The organism is Phormidium sp. CCY1219 (assembly GCF_055795085.1).
The window spans coordinates 1-15,201 of the sequence record NZ_JAYFEQ010000826.1; the positions used below are offsets into that span (position 1 = coordinate 1).

At 51.2% G+C, this 15,201-nt stretch carries 13 protein-coding genes; 8 read left to right on the plus strand and 5 right to left on the minus strand.

Annotated elements, in window-relative coordinates; translation table 11 throughout:
* Positions 1–73: 73 nt before the first annotated feature.
* Positions 74–319 carry a hypothetical protein gene (locus AC0QH1_RS26115; RefSeq protein ID WP_324634382.1) on the plus strand — a complete coding sequence of 82 codons (246 nt, stop codon included), beginning with the start codon at positions 74–76 and terminating at the stop codon, positions 317–319.
* 28 nt (positions 320–347) lie between these two features.
* On the opposite strand, the gene AC0QH1_RS26120 is transcribed toward AC0QH1_RS26115, so the two are convergent.
* Positions 348–575, minus strand: a complete 228-nt coding sequence (locus AC0QH1_RS26120) for a Uma2 family endonuclease (protein WP_442957368.1) — start codon at positions 573–575, stop codon at positions 348–350.
* Between the two features lie 165 nt (positions 576–740).
* On the minus strand, positions 741–935 hold the full coding sequence (locus tag AC0QH1_RS26125) for a PDDEXK family nuclease (RefSeq protein ID WP_324634383.1): 195 nt from the start codon (positions 933–935) through the stop codon (positions 741–743).
* Positions 936–1,490: 555 nt separating this feature from the next.
* On the opposite strand from AC0QH1_RS26125, the gene bchB reads away from it, so the two are divergent.
* Both bchB and AC0QH1_RS26135 read left to right on the plus strand, forming a co-directional pair.
* A complete protein-coding gene (gene bchB, locus AC0QH1_RS26130) occupies positions 1,491–3,017 on the plus strand; it encodes a ferredoxin:protochlorophyllide reductase (ATP-dependent) subunit B (RefSeq protein WP_324634384.1) in 1,527 nt (508 codons plus the stop codon).
* Positions 3,018–3,309: 292 nt separating this feature from the next.
* Positions 3,310–3,933 (plus strand): DUF2459 domain-containing protein, encoded by a 624-nt coding sequence (locus AC0QH1_RS26135; protein WP_324634385.1) that lies wholly within the window; start codon positions 3,310–3,312, stop codon positions 3,931–3,933.
* A 26-nt stretch (positions 3,934–3,959) separates the two neighbouring features.
* Here the strand turns inward: AC0QH1_RS26135 and AC0QH1_RS26140 are convergent, their stop codons facing one another.
* The gene (locus AC0QH1_RS26140) at positions 3,960–4,802 is read right to left on the minus strand and encodes a PRC-barrel domain-containing protein (RefSeq protein WP_324634386.1); all 843 of its coding nucleotides are present in this window, start codon (positions 4,800–4,802) and stop codon (positions 3,960–3,962) included.
* Between the two features lie 104 nt (positions 4,803–4,906).
* A complete protein-coding gene (gnd, locus tag AC0QH1_RS26145; protein WP_324634387.1) occupies positions 4,907–6,364 on the minus strand; it encodes a decarboxylating NADP(+)-dependent phosphogluconate dehydrogenase in 1,458 nt (485 codons plus the stop codon).
* Positions 6,365–6,786: 422 nt separating this feature from the next.
* Between gnd and AC0QH1_RS26150 the strand changes: the two genes are divergently transcribed.
* Positions 6,787–8,643, plus strand: a complete 1,857-nt coding sequence (locus tag AC0QH1_RS26150) for a Ycf66 family protein (protein ID WP_324634388.1) — start codon at positions 6,787–6,789, stop codon at positions 8,641–8,643.
* 82 nt (positions 8,644–8,725) lie between these two features.
* On the opposite strand, the gene AC0QH1_RS26155 is transcribed toward AC0QH1_RS26150, so the two are convergent.
* Positions 8,726–9,436, minus strand: a complete 711-nt coding sequence (locus tag AC0QH1_RS26155; RefSeq protein WP_324634389.1) for a pentapeptide repeat-containing protein — start codon at positions 9,434–9,436, stop codon at positions 8,726–8,728.
* 358 nt (positions 9,437–9,794) lie between these two features.
* On the opposite strand from AC0QH1_RS26155, the gene AC0QH1_RS26160 reads away from it, so the two are divergent.
* From AC0QH1_RS26160 to AC0QH1_RS26175, 4 genes are all read left to right on the plus strand, one after another.
* Positions 9,795–10,247: a hypothetical protein gene (locus tag AC0QH1_RS26160; RefSeq protein WP_324634390.1), complete on the plus strand. Its 453-nt coding sequence runs from the start codon at positions 9,795–9,797 to the stop codon at positions 10,245–10,247.
* Positions 10,199–11,464 carry a methyl-accepting chemotaxis protein gene (locus AC0QH1_RS26165; RefSeq protein ID WP_324634391.1) on the plus strand — a complete coding sequence of 422 codons (1,266 nt, stop codon included), beginning with the start codon at positions 10,199–10,201 and terminating at the stop codon, positions 11,462–11,464. The genes AC0QH1_RS26160 and AC0QH1_RS26165 overlap by 49 nt, the downstream gene beginning before the upstream one ends.
* Positions 11,465–12,111: 647 nt before the next feature.
* Complete coding sequence (locus AC0QH1_RS26170; RefSeq protein WP_324634392.1) at positions 12,112–13,518, plus strand: hypothetical protein; 1,407 nt, start codon at positions 12,112–12,114, stop codon at positions 13,516–13,518.
* Between the two features lie 243 nt (positions 13,519–13,761).
* Positions 13,762–14,775: a hypothetical protein gene (locus tag AC0QH1_RS26175; RefSeq protein ID WP_324634393.1), complete on the plus strand. Its 1,014-nt coding sequence runs from the start codon at positions 13,762–13,764 to the stop codon at positions 14,773–14,775.
* Positions 14,776–15,201 lie beyond the last annotated feature (426 nt).

Below are 15,201 nucleotides of genomic sequence, written 5' to 3' on the forward strand. Positions count from 1 at the left end.
CTAAAGCCGCAAGTTCGTTTTTCCTCCCCCGGCTAAAGCACGGGGGTTTCCAAACGTATCGGAGGTTATCATCATGACTGAATTACTTCGGCGTGTCGTTGCAGAGATAGAGAAGCTCACAGAAGACGAACAGAATGCGATCGCCTCTCGTCTGCTGGCTGAGCTAGAAGATGAGCGCCAGTGGAAATCTCGTTTTGAAGCCACCAGCGATCGCCAGTGGAATGCTTTGGCTGATAGGGTACGTCAAGATATTGCTGCGGGAAATATTGACTCAATTGATGATGTTTTTCCTGGCGATCTCCCTCATCGAAAGCCATAATTTTTATTCCCTTGATTCCACAGTGTCCTCACGCATTTAACTCACCGAACAATCGCGCGATCGCAACAGCAACATCAGGACATGCCACCGGATTAATCTCACCCTGGGTTAAAATTTCTTCTGACTGGTAACCCTTTGCAGTGGGTCTTCTGAAAACAAAAAGTTGTCTGGGTTGCCAATTAACAATCAAATATTGAGTAATTCCTGTTGTAGCGTACACTTTGCTTTTTACTTCCCAGTCTTTATTGAAACTGATATAGCAGTCCTAAATGATTTGTAACAAAACTAGGGAGCAAGATGCTCGCACTCCCAGCCTTTCAGACCCGGATCCATGACACCACTGATTTAGGATTGCTATATTGGCATATTCTACCAGCAAAAAAATATTTTCGGGATAGGGAGAATGCTCTCGATACTCTCGTCACCGGCGTTCAACCACCGCAATATCCGGTTCAAGTTCAGAGTTACTCTGTAGCAAAGTAATCGGTTTGGTTTGACGAACTTTGGCGCGATTTCCGAACAGATAAATCAGATATTCTACCGCTTCATCGCTACAGTAAGCACCAGCTTTTCCTGCAGGGGTGATTTCGAGCATTTCTCCATTCAATAACTCCACCTACCGCCCTTCTAAAATGCCGGCATATTATCCGATGGTAGTCTTCTACTGTCCATTTTGCCGTGGTCCGTTTCATGGGTTTGTGCTTGGCAGGTTTGAGGATTATTTTATCCCAATTTTATCAAATTGCCAGCCACCGGGGGTGAGGATAGGGTAGTGCCATATTAGTCCCCGGCGTTTATCGGGAAGGGGGCAAGATATCCGTTGTCGGCAATTTACACATTGCAGGTTGTCAATAAAAGGAGCGCGCCGCGTAACCCCTCTAGGTTCACCTCCAGACAATCCATTTGCCACCGTCACCCTGGCCAAAAATTACAAAATTTCTCGAAATATTAATATTTTTTACATTAAATTCAAAAACCCTTTATTTAGTTTTAGTCTGGATCTGAATCGCAAACCGGGTCGGGGAAATGAACTAGGTAACTATTCCTATTAATTCCCCCTCGTCAGCGCCGATAAAATGCGGAGAAAAGCGGGCAAAAATGCCTACCGAGCAACCCTTGCCCCATCCGTCGCAAACCGCTGTATTTGAAGAGAAAACGGGAGAAAAAACACATGAAATTGGCTTACTGGATGTATGCAGGTCCCGCCCACATTGGCACGCTTCGCATTGCCAGTTCTTTTAAGAACGTTCATGCCATTATGCACGCCCCTCTCGGGGATGACTACTTCAATGTAATGCGTTCCATGCTAGAGCGGGAGCGCGATTACACCCCAGTAACTGCCAGCATCGTCGATCGCAACGTTCTCGCGCGCGGTTCCCAAGAAAAAGTCATCGATAACATCGTCCGCAAAGATAAAGAAGTCACCCCAGATTTAATCGTTCTCACCCCCACCTGCACCTCCAGCATCTTGCAAGAAGATTTAAACAACTTTGTCGAACGGGCGCAGATGGATGCCAACAGCGATGTGATGCTTGCTGATGTCAACCACTACCGCGTCAACGAACTGCAAGCCGCCGATCGCACCCTGCACCAAATCATTCAATACTACATCGAAAAAGCCAAAAAGAAAAACCAACTGCCCGCAACCAAAACCGAAAAACCCTCAGTCAATATCATCGGCATTTCCACCCTCGGATTTCACAACAACCACGACTGCACCGAACTCAAACGCCTGATGGCGGATCTCGGCATTGAAATTAACGCCATTATTCCCGAAGGCGCTTCGGTACACCAATTAAAAAATCTGCCCCGCGCCTGGTGTAACCTGGTTCCCTATCGCGAAATCGGCATGATGGCGGCGAAATACCTGCAACAAGAATTCGGCACTCCCTATGTAGATATCGCGCCGATGGGAATCGTGGAAACCGCCCGCTGCATTCGCAAAATTCAGCAAGTGATAAACGAACAAGGGGCGCAAATCGATGGCGAAGATTATATCGACAATCAAACCCGATTTGTCTCCCAAGCTGCCTGGTTTTCTCGGTCGATTGACTGCCAGAATTTAACCGGGAAAAAAGCCGTAGTTTTTGGGGACAATACTCATGCGGCGGCAATCACCAAAATTTTGGCGCGAGAAATGGGAATTCACGTGGTTTTGGCGGGAACATACTGCAAATATGATGCGGATTGGTTCCGGGAACAAGTAAGCGAATACTGCGACGAAATTTTAATTAGCGACGATAATGGAGCCATTGCCGATGCGATCGCCCGTCTGGAACCTGCTGCCATTTTCGGCACCCAAATGGAACGCCACGTGGGCAAACGCTTAAATATTCCCTGTGGCGTCATTGCTGCCCCAATTCACATCCAAAACTTCCCCGTAGGTTACAAACCCTTTGTCGGCTATGAAGGAGCCAATCAAATTGTCGATTTGGTTTACAATTCCTTTACCCTGGGAATGGAAGACCACCTGCTAGAAATATTCGGCGGACACGATACGAAAGAAGCAATTCAGAAGACGATTTCTGCCGATTCCGATTTGAATTGGACCAAAGACGCGCAAGCTGAATTAAACAAAGTGCCCGGTTTCGTGCGCTCAAAAGTGAAACGCAATACCGAAAAATTCGCTCGCGATCGCGGTATCGAGGAAATCACCCTCGAAGTCATGTACGCCGCCAAAGAATCCGTTGGCACATAATGTAGCAGGGAGTAAAAAAAAACTCCTTTAACTTCCTCTGACTCCTTCCCAGATTCCACGGGAACGCCCACACTGTAGAGACGCGATTCATCGCGTCTCTACAAGCGGAAACTCCTACAAAATGAGGCTAGATGGAATAGTAATTCAGCAAAAAGATTGAGCCGCTTCCCGATTGCAAATGAACGCGCGAACCCTTTGCAAAAAAATCACCCTTGGCTTGTTGTTCACCACAGGAACCCTTGCCATTGCATTGGGTTTTGGTTACGTTGCGCCGACAAAATTAGGCAATGTAATGCAAGACAATTGCCGCGCCAAACTGTACGTTTCTAACACCGGGGTTCACACCAACATTGTAGTGCCGGTAAGCAATCAGTGGTATGATTGGAGTCAAACCCTCTCCCTCGCCGATATTGGCAGGGATGCGGTAGAAAATTATCGCTATTTGAGCTTTAGTTGGGGAGATAGAGAAGTTTATCTGAATACGCCTACTTGGTCGGATTTAGAATTCTCCAACGCCCTGAAAGCATTATTTTTCCCGACTCCCTCGGTGATGCAGGTAAAAGGCTACGATCGCTTGCCAAATTATCTGGAGATTAAATGCGTTAAAATCAACCCGAAAAATTATCTTGCTTTAATGAATTTTATCGAAAATTCTTTTCAGCTAGATGAGCGAGATAAACCCGAGAGAATCGCGGCGGGTTATAACGCCAGCAGTGGATTTTATGCTGCTACCGGCAGTTATAGCCTATTTAAAACTTGTAACGATTGGACTGCAGCAGGGTTAAGAAAAGCGGAGGTCAATACCCCGGTGTGGTCTGGACTGGCTTCTGCGGTGATGTTGCATTTAAGAGGGTGTGAATGTGGGGAGAATTTGTCGATAAATTCCCGATTGCCCGAGAATAGCGGGGGGATTTGAATCATCCGCCCCGCAACAATCCGCTCTTATTGCTGATTTTCTTGAGATTCCGGGGTGGGTTCGGGAGTGGGTGGGCTTTCGGGAGAGGTTTGACCGATGTGAGTCGATGCTTCTTGTTGCTCTTGGTCTTTCATTTGCGCCACGCGATCGCGAGTTTGTTCCGCCACTTCTTGGGCTTTATCCCGGGCGCGATCGGCGAAATTGAGAGCATCTTCTCGCGCTTGTCCGGAGACGTCCTGCAGGCGATTTTGGGCTTGTTCTGAGACATCTTGCGCGCCTTTAATTAAACCGCGCAAATCTTTCATGGTTTTATCGTAATCATTTTGCAGCAATTCGCCGACTTTATTGAGTCGTTGATTCATACCTTCGGTATATTGTTGCGGTTCTTGCACCGCACTTTCGACAACAATCAGGCGTTTGCTGCCAAAACTGGAAATATCCTCCGGTGACAGGAGATAGGTACCTCCCACTGCACCACGCCAACCGCTGGATTTAAACAAATAGCTAACCACGGTGCCGGTTTGGGTGGCAATCATGTAATCTACCAATTGACCGGCGGTGGTGCCGGTATCGGTGAGGACTTCATGCCCGATCGCATTCATCACCCCTTCCGGTTTTTCCTCAGCCGATGCCTCGGCGTCGAAATTAATTAAAACGCTATCCTGACCGATGGTATGAATTTGGTTCCAACTGAAGAAGTTTTTCTTCATGCCCAGAAAACCTGCCTTGCAGCTAAAACCGACAACCTTGTGGGATTGGGGGTCGAGCCACAATTCGTCAAGTTTGCCGATTTCATCAGCCGTAGCGCGATTGATAACGCGGCGATCGAGCAGATCCGATCGCTTACTCACCTGTTGTTCGGTACTCATGGGTAAACTCCTGTTATTAAATCGGTTAAGACAGCAGGCAAATTATGTTGCCTATACATTTTTCGGGGAAAGCGTTCCCAGCACGTGCTGGGAACAAGGTTAGTTTATGCGGGTTCGCCGCCAGTGCGCTGAGTTTGCTCGTCCCACTTCGTCCATTCCGTGTGGAAGAACTCGCCCCGGGGTTTATCTACGCGCTCGTAGGTGTGAGCGCCGAAGTAATCCCGTTGGGCTTGAGTGAGATTTTGCGGCAAGCGATCGCGACGATAGCTATCAAAATAATCCAACGAAGCACTAAACGCCGGCACCGGAATGCCCAACTGATTTGCCGTTGCCAGCACATCGCGCCATGCGGACTGGCGGTCTAAAATCGTTTGCTTAAACTCCGGTGCCAGCAACAAATTGGGCAGACCGGGATTTTGCTGGAAAGCCGTCTTTATTTTATCCAAGAAGCCAGCGCGAATAATACAGCCGCCCTTCCAAATCCGGGCAGTCTCACTCAAATTCAACTGATAGCCAAACTCTGACGACGCTTTGCCCAGCAGACCCATTCCCTGAGCGTAAGAGCAAATCTTAGAGCAATAGAGCGCATCGCGAACCTTATTGATAAACGCCTTCGGATCGCCATCATATTTTGCCGTCGGTCCGGGCAACTCCTGAGATGCTGCAACCCGCTCATCTTTCAGGGAAGACATCACCCTGGCATTCACCGCCGCCGTTATCGTAGGAATAGACACGCCCAGTTCCAAAGCATTAATCACCGTCCAACGACCGGTGCCCTTTTGTCCCGCCGCATCCATAATCACCTCCACCAGAGGTTTCTTGGTGTCCGGGTCGGTGTACTTAAAGATATCCGCAGTAATTTCGATTAAAAACGAATTGAGTTCCTCGGTGGTATTCCACTCGGAAAACACCTGATGCAATTGCTCGCCTTCGAGACCCACGGCACTTTTGAGCAGGTCATACGCCTCCGCGATGAGCTGCATATCGCCGTATTCGATACCATTGTGAACCATTTTCACATAGTGTCCGGCACCCCCCGGGCCGATATAGGTGACGCAAGGGCCATCATCCACCTGCGCCGCAATCTTGGTCAAAATCGGCTCTAAATCTTTGTAAGCTTGTTGGGTGCCTCCTGGCATCAGACTCGGACCGTTGAGCGCGCCTTCTTCGCCACCGCTGACCCCCATGCCCATGTATGCCAATCCAGCGGATTCTAAGTCTTTCGTGCGACGTTCCGTATCTTCGTAGAGAGAATTACCGCCATCGACTATCATATCACCTTCTTGCAGCAGAGGCTTGAGCTGTCCGATGACCGCATCCACCGGGCCGCCGGCTTTGACCATCAGCAGGATCCGGCGAGGGCGCTCTAAAGCGGCGACAAAATCTTCCATCGAGTAAGTGGCTTTCACTTGCTTGCCCGATCCCCGGGAGGCCATAAAATTTTCGGTGACGCTGCTGGTACGATTATAGACCGCTACGGGGAACCCTTTGCTTTCCACATTCAGCGCCAGGTTTTCACCCATGACGCCCAGACCAATGACACCAAATTTTTGCTTTGACATAAATTTCTACTGACCTTTGCGTTTCAGAATCAATTACCTTTAAGGTTAGCCCGATCGCTTCAGTTGTCCAGTAAAGAATATCTTAAGACTGGGGTTGAGTCCTCCCTCCCAAGTAAGGAAAAGTTGGAAAACCTCGGCTCTGGAAAAACAGACTCAGCGATCGCGCCGTGCATTTGTCCGATTGTCCGGGGATAATTCTCTCCCGCGAAACTTGACAACCGGGCAAAATAGTGATAAAAAATACCACCCATCCGAGGTTAATACTGCCTTGCCCCGGCGGAGAAAATCCGGTAGTATCGGGCGAAGCGAGTGAGATTGTCCGCCTTGAAGCGCAGGGGGGCGAAAGTGAACGGTAGAATGAGCTGGTAAAGACGACTGGGGCAAGTCGTCTGTAAAAATTGACAGCAGGGGGAACCGGGAAAATGCTTCCATACATTTTGGCCTTAGTCGTAGCTCTCGGGAGCTTCGCGATTTACATGGCCGCATTCTTTTTTCCAGAAGTCCATCGCAAAGGCGACATCGTTTGGAGTGGCGTTGGACTGTTTTATGCCTTAGTGCTATGGTTTTGTGCCGGACGCCTGACCGGTGCGGTGTTGCTCGGACAGAGTGCCAGTGTGGCCTTGTTAGGATGGTTTGGCTGGCAAGCGATGAGCTTGCGACGACAAGCCACCCCCCTGGGCGATCGCACCCAGGTTTCTGAGGAGCAACTGAACAATGTCTCCCAGTTAACCGGACGGATTGGCAGCTTATTCAAAGGCAAATCGCCGGCGAAACCCGTCTCCGCGCCGCCGGAGGTTGCGCCGGAAGCCGAAGCCGTGCCCGTCCCCGTCCCCAGGGAAACCGAACCCACTGTAGCGCCAGTGGAAGAACCGCCCGCAGCGGAAACCACCCCAGTGACTCCGGAAGCGGAGACGCCGGCGGTGGAGACTGCGCCGAAACCGAAGAAACGCTTCGGACTACCTGGGGGCGTTACGGGCTTATTTAAAGGCAAACCGAAAGAAAAGCCAGTGGAGAAGGAGACCGAAACTGCTCCCCCACCGGTGGAAGAAGAGAGTCAACCGCCTCGCCCAGAGGAATGGGTGGAACCAGCGGCGACGGAACCGGAAACGGTGGTGGAAGGAGAGCCACAGCCGGCGGATATGCTGGGCACTGAAGCCACAGTGACGATTGAAGGGGGAGAAACGGAAGCCCCCACCGAGGCGGAATCCTCGGAAACCGAACAGATGCCCGGGGCGGCGGCCCTAGAAGGGGCAACCGCCCAACCGGAATCGCAACTAGAGGATGAGGAGGACTTTGAATTTGAAGCCGAACTAGAACCAGAGGTTGCGACCCCGGAAGCGCCGCCGCAGGAGGTGGAAACCGAGGCGAAACCGCAACCGGAACCCACAGGGAAAAAACCTGTGGGTGTGGTGGTGAGCGAAACCCTCGAGCCGCTTAAGGGGTTATGGAATAAAGTGCAAGGAGGCATTCGCGGCGTGCTGAAGGTAAAGCCAAAGTCGAAACCGGAACCTGCGCCGGAAGCGCCAGCGCCAGAGCAGACGCCGAGTGCGGAAGCGGAGGCGGAGTCTGTGGAAGGGTTAGCCCCGGGGCTGACGATGGAAACCGAGGCGGTGGCTGACCAGGAAGCGGCGATCGCCCTCGAGGATACCGTGACCGAAGAGAACGCCACGCCGCCTCAGCCCCCGGAAGCGGATCTGGTGGAAGCCGCGCAAGAGTCTGCGCCAGAAGGGGAACTCGCAGAACGAGTCACCCCCGAACCGGTGGAAGAATTTGCACCGGAAGCCCAACTGACCCCGCCGGCGGAAACCACTATTGAGCCGATGGAGGAGGCGACGCCGGTGCAGGAAGCGGAAGCGGTGACGCCAGTAGACACACCTGCACCCACCGAGGCGGAAACACCTGCTGAGGAAGAGGTGGAAGAGGTCAAAGAGGTGGTGGAAGAGGCCACACAAGCGATGGTGGAAGAGGTGACGGAGGTGGTGAACGAAGCGAAAGCGGTGGTGGAAGAGGCTACCGAAGTCGTGAAAGAGGCCACGGAAACCGAGGAGCCATCAGCACCAGAGGCGATGCCAGAGCATCCGGCGGACGAGGAGAGTGGCGATCGCGATACCCTGGAGGTGCGATCGAGAAGAAGCGAACCGGCGGCGGTAGACCCTGCGCGACAGCCCGGTGAAGCGAAATCTCAAACTGCGCCGACAGCAGACCGTTCCGACTCTCCGGGTCAGGAAACTGACCGCTCCTCCCCGGAACAAAACGAAGCGGATAGTTCCGACGTTTAACTGGGGCTATTTTTTCCACAGTGGCGTTGGCTGGCTCAGCTAATGCCACTGTTGTCTTTGGGGGGAATTAATGTTCGTCTCTCTATTGATGAATTCGCCCATCGGGTAAAATGGCTAGGGTGAGTTTTGCGCCGATGAGTTTGACTAAAATTCGGTCGGCGGTGCCAATTTTTGCCCCGCGCAAATCGGCACCGCTTAAGTCAGCTCCGCTTAAATCTGCACCGATTAAATTGGCATGTTGTAGGTTAGCGCCGGCCAGGTTGGCTTGCAATAAATTGGCGCGAAATAAGTTGGCATGTTCGAGATTGGCACCGGCGAGATTGGTTTTGTGCAAAAATGCATCTTGTAAGTTGGCATGCTTGAAGTTGGCATGGCTTAATTGTCTGCCGGATAGGTCTTTTTCGCGTAAATTGGCGCGGCGAAAATCGGCTCCACTCCAGTCGGGATTGTGCGGTTGTTTGGCTCGGTGATGGGTGCGCGAATCGACCCGATCGCCTTGGGGGCGATCGGGCGATGAAGGTGGAGGTTTGGGCGAGTGGCGCGCTGTGGTGGAGGCGGGCGATCGCTGGCGCTTTGCGGTTGGCGCTTTCGACCCGAGGGCGCGCAATTTTTCCCGCGCTAGATTGATTTCTTTGATTTTTTCTTGTGCTTTGGACACCAGGCGCTGGTTTTCTTTGGGAAAGCGATCGGGATGCCAAACAAATACCAAATCTTTATAGGCTTGGTTGACCTCTTCTAGGGAGGCTCCCGGCTCTAATCCCAGCACTCGATAGTATTTCTCTAGCTCTTTCATGGGTGAAGATTATCCGCCCTCACGTTTAAAAATCAGTCGATCGCCCAGTCTTTGAGCTATTTTAACATTAACTCCCGGTTTTTTCTCTCGCTGACGCCACCGATGCCGTCTGCTAGCCCTGGATCGAAACCGAAGCGATCGCCCCGTAAAAGTGGCCACCGTGTCTATCGATACAGTTTGGTTTGCCTCGATTGCCTATAAACAATTAGGTTCCACGGGCGGCACTTCGGTGCAGTGCCGAGATGTTTATTTCTCAGCCGAGAATAATTGTATCGAAATTTTGGTAATTTGACAAAGAAAAACAAGCGGGTGGAAACGCCACAGGGTGAAAACTGCCAAACTCTATTGAGGGAGCAAGATGATGAAGGGAAACACCGGGCAACTACTGCAAACCAGCCACTTACAAGACATGGAAGGATTGCAATGGGCTTCTCGGATTGCAAGTATTGTAGCGATCGCGATCGGGGCAATGGTGATTGTCGGTTGGATGTTTGACATTGGATTGCTCAAAAGCGTGCTTCCGGGATTGGTAACGATGAAAGCCAATACGGCATTTGGGTTTATTTTTGGCGGCTGTTGTTTGTGGTTGTGGCATCGCGAAGGCGAATCTGCTTCGAGCCACCGGGCCGCGTTAGCCTGTGCCACAATTGTCCTGCTCATTGGCTTGCTGACACTGATTCAATATAGTTTCGATATTGACTTGGGCATCGACCAACTGGTTTTCCAGGAATCGGTGGATGCTGTGGCGACAGCGGCACCCGCATGGCACCGAATAGTGCGTTTAATTTTCTGTTGTTGGGGTCTGCGTTAGTGCTGTTTTGCATTCCCCGGCGGAATTATCTGGCAGCACAATTTTTCACCATTGCTGCATTTTTAGTGGCGTTGTTGGGGTTTTTGGGTTATCTGTATGGCAATGCCTTTTTTTATATGTTGGATTCCTCATTTACGGCAATGGCATTGCATACGGCAGTGGCGTTTATTCTGCTGTGCTTTGCACTTTTGTTCGCGCGTCCTGATGTGGGAGTGATGGGGACGATTACCAGTCACCATGCCGGGGGTTTGATGGCGCGCCGACTGTATCCGGCAGCTCTGGCAATGCCCCCGTTATTGTGCTGGTTGGTGTTATTGGGCTATCGCGCTCATCTGTACACGCCGGAAATGGGAATTTCATTGTTGGGGATTTTGAATGTGGTGATTTTTTCGGCGTTAATTTGGTGGAATTCGCTTTCTCTCGGGGCGATCGATACTCAGCGCAAACACGCCGAATTTTCGTTAAAACAAGCGTTCGAGCAACTGGAACAGCGGGCGGCGGAACAAGAAGAAATGGCTCGCACTTTGGCTACGGCATTCACTCAAATTACCTCGACGATGAATGAATTGAGCGCCTCTTCGGCGGCGACGGCGGAACAAGCGGCAGCGGCGGATGCCGAGGCCCACCGGGCGCTGACGCTTTCTGAGGAGGGGACTTCTGCGGTGGGGCGCACTCAGGCGGGGATGAGTCGGTTACAGGAAAAGGTGAAGGCGATCGCCCAGGCGATTGGGTTTACGCAACAGCAAGCCGGTCAAATCGGCAAAATCGCTCGTATGGTGGGCAATTTAGCCAGTCAAACGAATATGCTGGCATTGAATGCGGCGATCGAAGCGGTCCGCGCCGGAGAGCATGGCAAAGGATTCGGGGTGGTGGCAAGTGAAATTCGCAAGTTGGCGGACCAAAGTAAAGTGTCTGCAGAAAATATCAATACCCTGGCGGCGGATATTCAAACGGCGATCGAGTCTACGGCGAGGGCGACGGATGAGGGGATGGAAACGGTGGAATCCGGGGTGACGATCGCCTCGAATACGGCAGATGCATTTGAAGGGGTGGCGGCGGCGATCGCGCAAATTTTTACGAACAACCAGCAAATTGCCTTGACTGCCAAACAACAGGCGGCGGCTATCTCACAGGTGGTCAGTGCGATGAATGCGATTAATACTCAAACGGCTGACAAAACGCGCCTGGGCGATGGCAATCTCGTACCACACAGTTGACCGAGCGATCGCCCTCGGGAGGGCTTTATTTACAGGCGCGATCGCGGGGCGCTTCGCCCTTGCTACCCATTGCTCCCCTCCCCCACACCACCAGAAGCAATTTTCGCCAATGTGCCGCCTTCACTTAACCTGCGATCGCTCTGTTGCCATTTCATCCCCTCAAATCCCCCCGCCCCATTCTCCTGTTTCCCCGAAGCGTTCTTGTTTCTATCCCCCCAATTTGACAAATCCGACAGGGTTGTGTTCTGGCGAATTCTCTCCGTTTCGTTTCCGCAACTGTTGCTATTCTCAAATCCCGTTAATTATCCAGTTTTTTATAGCGGCGCGATCGCTCTTTTAATTTTTATAAATTTTTGGGCAATTCTCTACCCATAGGGGGATGATTCTCTCATTCGATTCCACTTCCTGACTTACCCCTTGTTATCCCAGACACAAAACCTCTCCCTTAGAGTAGTCGCTCGATTCCAAACATTCTAGTCCCAATTTAACATTTCTTTTCAACATCTCTTAAAAACCTATGCTATGATGACCAACAGTTGTTGGCGATTCCAGTCAATCCGAGTCATTCCCTCCCCGAAGACTTCATTGCCAAACTTACCCCGGAGGGAATCGAATTGAAAGGAACGTCAGTGCGTGTGAGGTAAATCATGGCCGTAAACTTATTTAATCCCAGCTTTTATAAAGCAGTCAATCAAGACTTGCAAAACCTAACAGACCAGCAAGCTTTTCAACACTTTATCAACTTTGGGGTCAACGAAAATCGCCTGTTTTCCCCAATTGTCGATTTAGATTGGTATCGACAAGCCAACCCCGGCTTAGCCCAAGCCGGTTTAACCAGCAACAGACAACTGTTCGAGCATCTATCCAATTTTGGTGTGGCAGAAGGACGGCAATTTTCGTTTAATTTCAATCCGACCTTTTATCGCAATTCCAATGCTGATTTAGCCGCTGCTGGCTTGAATAACGAGCAATTATTCGAGCATTTTCGTAACTTTGGCATCAATGAAGGACGCCCTGCCGCTGTAACTTTCTCCCCCAATTTTTATTTGGCCACCAACCAGGACTTGCAGCAAGCAGGCTTTAATTTTGAAGATGGGCTGGAACACTTTCGCTTGAGTGGTCTAGCCGAGGGACGAGCCTCTTCGCCGAACTTTAATGCCCGATTTTATCTGTCATCAAACCCAGATTTAGAACAAGCCTTTGGGTTTGATTTTCGCGAGGCGTTCGAGCATTTTTTACTGCTGGGCAACCAAGAAGGAAGAATTGCCTCTCCCGGAGGACCAATCCCGCCGCCGATTCTCCCGCCACAGCCACCCGCCACAGAGGATCCGGGCAACACTCCTGCCACGGCTTTTGACCTGGGAACCATCAGCGACACTCGTACCTTAAATGAGGCGATCGGCAATGCCGACGTGACGGATTACTACCGCTTTAACTTGAACATTCCGACCAATTTAAGCGTGGTACTCAATGGGTTAACCCAAGATGCAGACCTAGAAGTCTTTTTCGACAGCAATAGCAATGGCGTATTAGAATCCACCGAGAGAATTGGTATTTCCGAAGAAGAGGGAACCCTGCAAGATGAAGTGACTGGGTTTTTCACCCAAGGAAACTATTTCGTTCAGGTTTTTCAGGGAGTTCCCGGTGCAGAAACCGCCTACAATTTAAACCTGATTAGTTCGCCGGCGACGGGAGACTTAGGGGGAAATACCCCGGGGGATGCCCTGATTTTGGGCAATTTAACCGGCAACCGAACCATCGATGAATCTGTAGGCGATTCCGACCCGCAGGATTATTTCAGTTTTGTGCTGGATAATACCCGCAACGTTAACTTGCTGCTGACGAATCTCAGCGATGATGCCGAGTTGTTCTTGTATGAGGATATGAATAACAATGGGGCGATCGAGGATGGGGAACTGGTTACTCAGTCGGTGGAAAGCGGCACTACACCGGAGTTAATCAGTCGCAGTTTGGATGCCGGGTCTTACTTCGTCTTGGTCGATCGCGCCTTTGCCGGGGTAAATGCCAATTATACCTTATCTCTATCTGCCTAAGAGCAAATTTACTGCGGCGAGAATCCGCCGCGCACCCGGATCCGGGCCTGCTCCCGCTTCTCCATGTTGCCATCCTCCCGTGCTTTTGCCCGATCGCGGGGGGTCATTTGTCCTTGGTGATTGGTCATGGGTTATTTGTCCTTGGGTCTAATCCGGAGGAGATTTTTCATCTCTATATGTCGGCAAATCTCGTCAAATGCGATACCATCTCCATTAACTCAAGTGTTTGTGAGGTAAACTCTAATGGCAGTACGGTTATTTGACCCTAACTTCTATCGCAGAAACAATCCAGACGTGGGCGGGTTAAACGATACGGAAGCGTTACAACACTTTCTCAATGTGGGAGTGTCAGAAAATCGCCCTTTTTCCCCGATCGCCGACCTCGAGGTATATCGCCAAAGCAATCCCGACTTAATCCAAGCCGGTTTGACCACCAACCGACAGTTATTCGATCATCTGGAAAATATGGGTGTTGCGGAAGGACGGCAGTTTTCCACTCGCTTCGACCCTTCCTTTTATCAACAGAGCTATCCCGATTTGCGCGAAGCGGGTATCGACACCAATGAGGAACTCTTCGAACATTTCCAAGCTTTTGGACTGAATGAAGGACGTCTGGGGGCACCGTCAAATGCCGAATTCGGGTCATCCCCGACGCCGCCGCCCCCTTCCCCTTCCTCCCCTGCGCCGCCGGCCCCGATTCCGTCCTCGCCGGTGGCTCCCAATCCCTCCACGGCTACATCGGTTCCCGTGCCACCGTTGCCCCCCACCCCCAGCACTCCAGCACAACCGCCCGGATCGCTTCCCGAGGCTCCCACTCTGGAGGATCCGGTGTCCTTTTCTGAGATCGCCACGGATACCGGGGATAGTCTGAATGCAGATCTCGGTGGGGGCTTGAATAATTTTAATCTGACCTTTAATGATGTGGTGGGAGGCAGCAACGATCCGAGCGATTACTACCGATTTAACTTGAGCGGTAACGGGAGTTTTAATGTCTCTTTATATGGCAGTGGAGTGGGATTGGAAGTTTATCGCGATGGAAACGAAGATGCTACTCTCCAACCGGAAGAAGTGTTTTTGGCGGGTGCGAATGGATTAATGGGGTCGAGTGGTTTTGGGGGGCCTAGCACCTCATTTGGTGGCTCGGCGATCGCCGGCTCTTATTACCTGCGCGTTTTTGCGGAAAATCCCAACACCGATTATCAGCTAACCCTCTCCGCTTACTCCAATTTTGTTTCCCCACCCCCGCCTGTGGTTTAACGGAGAGCTCGGGGGAAAAGAACCGTCCTGTAAAGTTTTGTAAATAAATGCGATCGCCGTTACAATTTGGCTTCTCAGTGCTTGCACTTCACCGATGCATCAGTTGGATTTGCGATCGCCAATTTCCGTTGCGGGGCTAGTCTTGCTTTTCATCTAGCCCCACTCCATCAATCCCTGGAACTCTTGTAAACTCCAGCACAATCCATCGGCAAAACTCTGACTTTTTCCGCGCCTTTCCCATGCAATCGCTCTACCTTCCATTCCGGCGATCTGGCGAGAAGAATCCAAAAGAACCACCAGTGGCCATCTCTACCCCAGATTGCAGTTTTCCTGAAAAATTGCCGCCCAATTTACCGAGAATCGGCGTAAAGCCCCCGGATTTATCCGTGGGGATATAAGCCGAGCGACTGACCCCCGGTCCCCCGC

Excerpts from the sequence above, each read along its gene's own strand:
- AC0QH1_RS26115 (WP_324634382.1), top strand. The coding sequence starts at position 74 with ATGACTGAATTACTTCGGCGTGTCGTTGCAGAGATAGAGAAGCTCACA.
- bchB (WP_324634384.1), top strand. The coding sequence starts at position 1,491 with ATGAAATTGGCTTACTGGATGTATGCAGGTCCCGCCCACATTGGCACG.
- AC0QH1_RS26135 (WP_324634385.1), top strand. The coding sequence starts at position 3,310 with ATGCAAGACAATTGCCGCGCCAAACTGTACGTTTCTAACACCGGGGTT.
- AC0QH1_RS26140 (WP_324634386.1), bottom strand. The coding sequence starts at position 4,802 with ATGAGTACCGAACAACAGGTGAGTAAGCGATCGGATCTGCTCGATCGC.
- gnd (WP_324634387.1), bottom strand. The coding sequence starts at position 6,364 with ATGTCAAAGCAAAAATTTGGTGTCATTGGTCTGGGCGTCATGGGTGAA.
- AC0QH1_RS26150 (WP_324634388.1), top strand. The coding sequence starts at position 6,787 with ATGCTTCCATACATTTTGGCCTTAGTCGTAGCTCTCGGGAGCTTCGCG.
- AC0QH1_RS26155 (WP_324634389.1), bottom strand. The coding sequence starts at position 9,436 with ATGAAAGAGCTAGAGAAATACTATCGAGTGCTGGGATTAGAGCCGGGA.
- AC0QH1_RS26160 (WP_324634390.1), top strand. The coding sequence starts at position 9,795 with ATGATGAAGGGAAACACCGGGCAACTACTGCAAACCAGCCACTTACAA.
- AC0QH1_RS26165 (WP_324634391.1), top strand. The coding sequence starts at position 10,199 with ATGGCACCGAATAGTGCGTTTAATTTTCTGTTGTTGGGGTCTGCGTTA.
- AC0QH1_RS26170 (WP_324634392.1), top strand. The coding sequence starts at position 12,112 with ATGGCCGTAAACTTATTTAATCCCAGCTTTTATAAAGCAGTCAATCAA.
- AC0QH1_RS26175 (WP_324634393.1), top strand. The coding sequence starts at position 13,762 with ATGGCAGTACGGTTATTTGACCCTAACTTCTATCGCAGAAACAATCCA.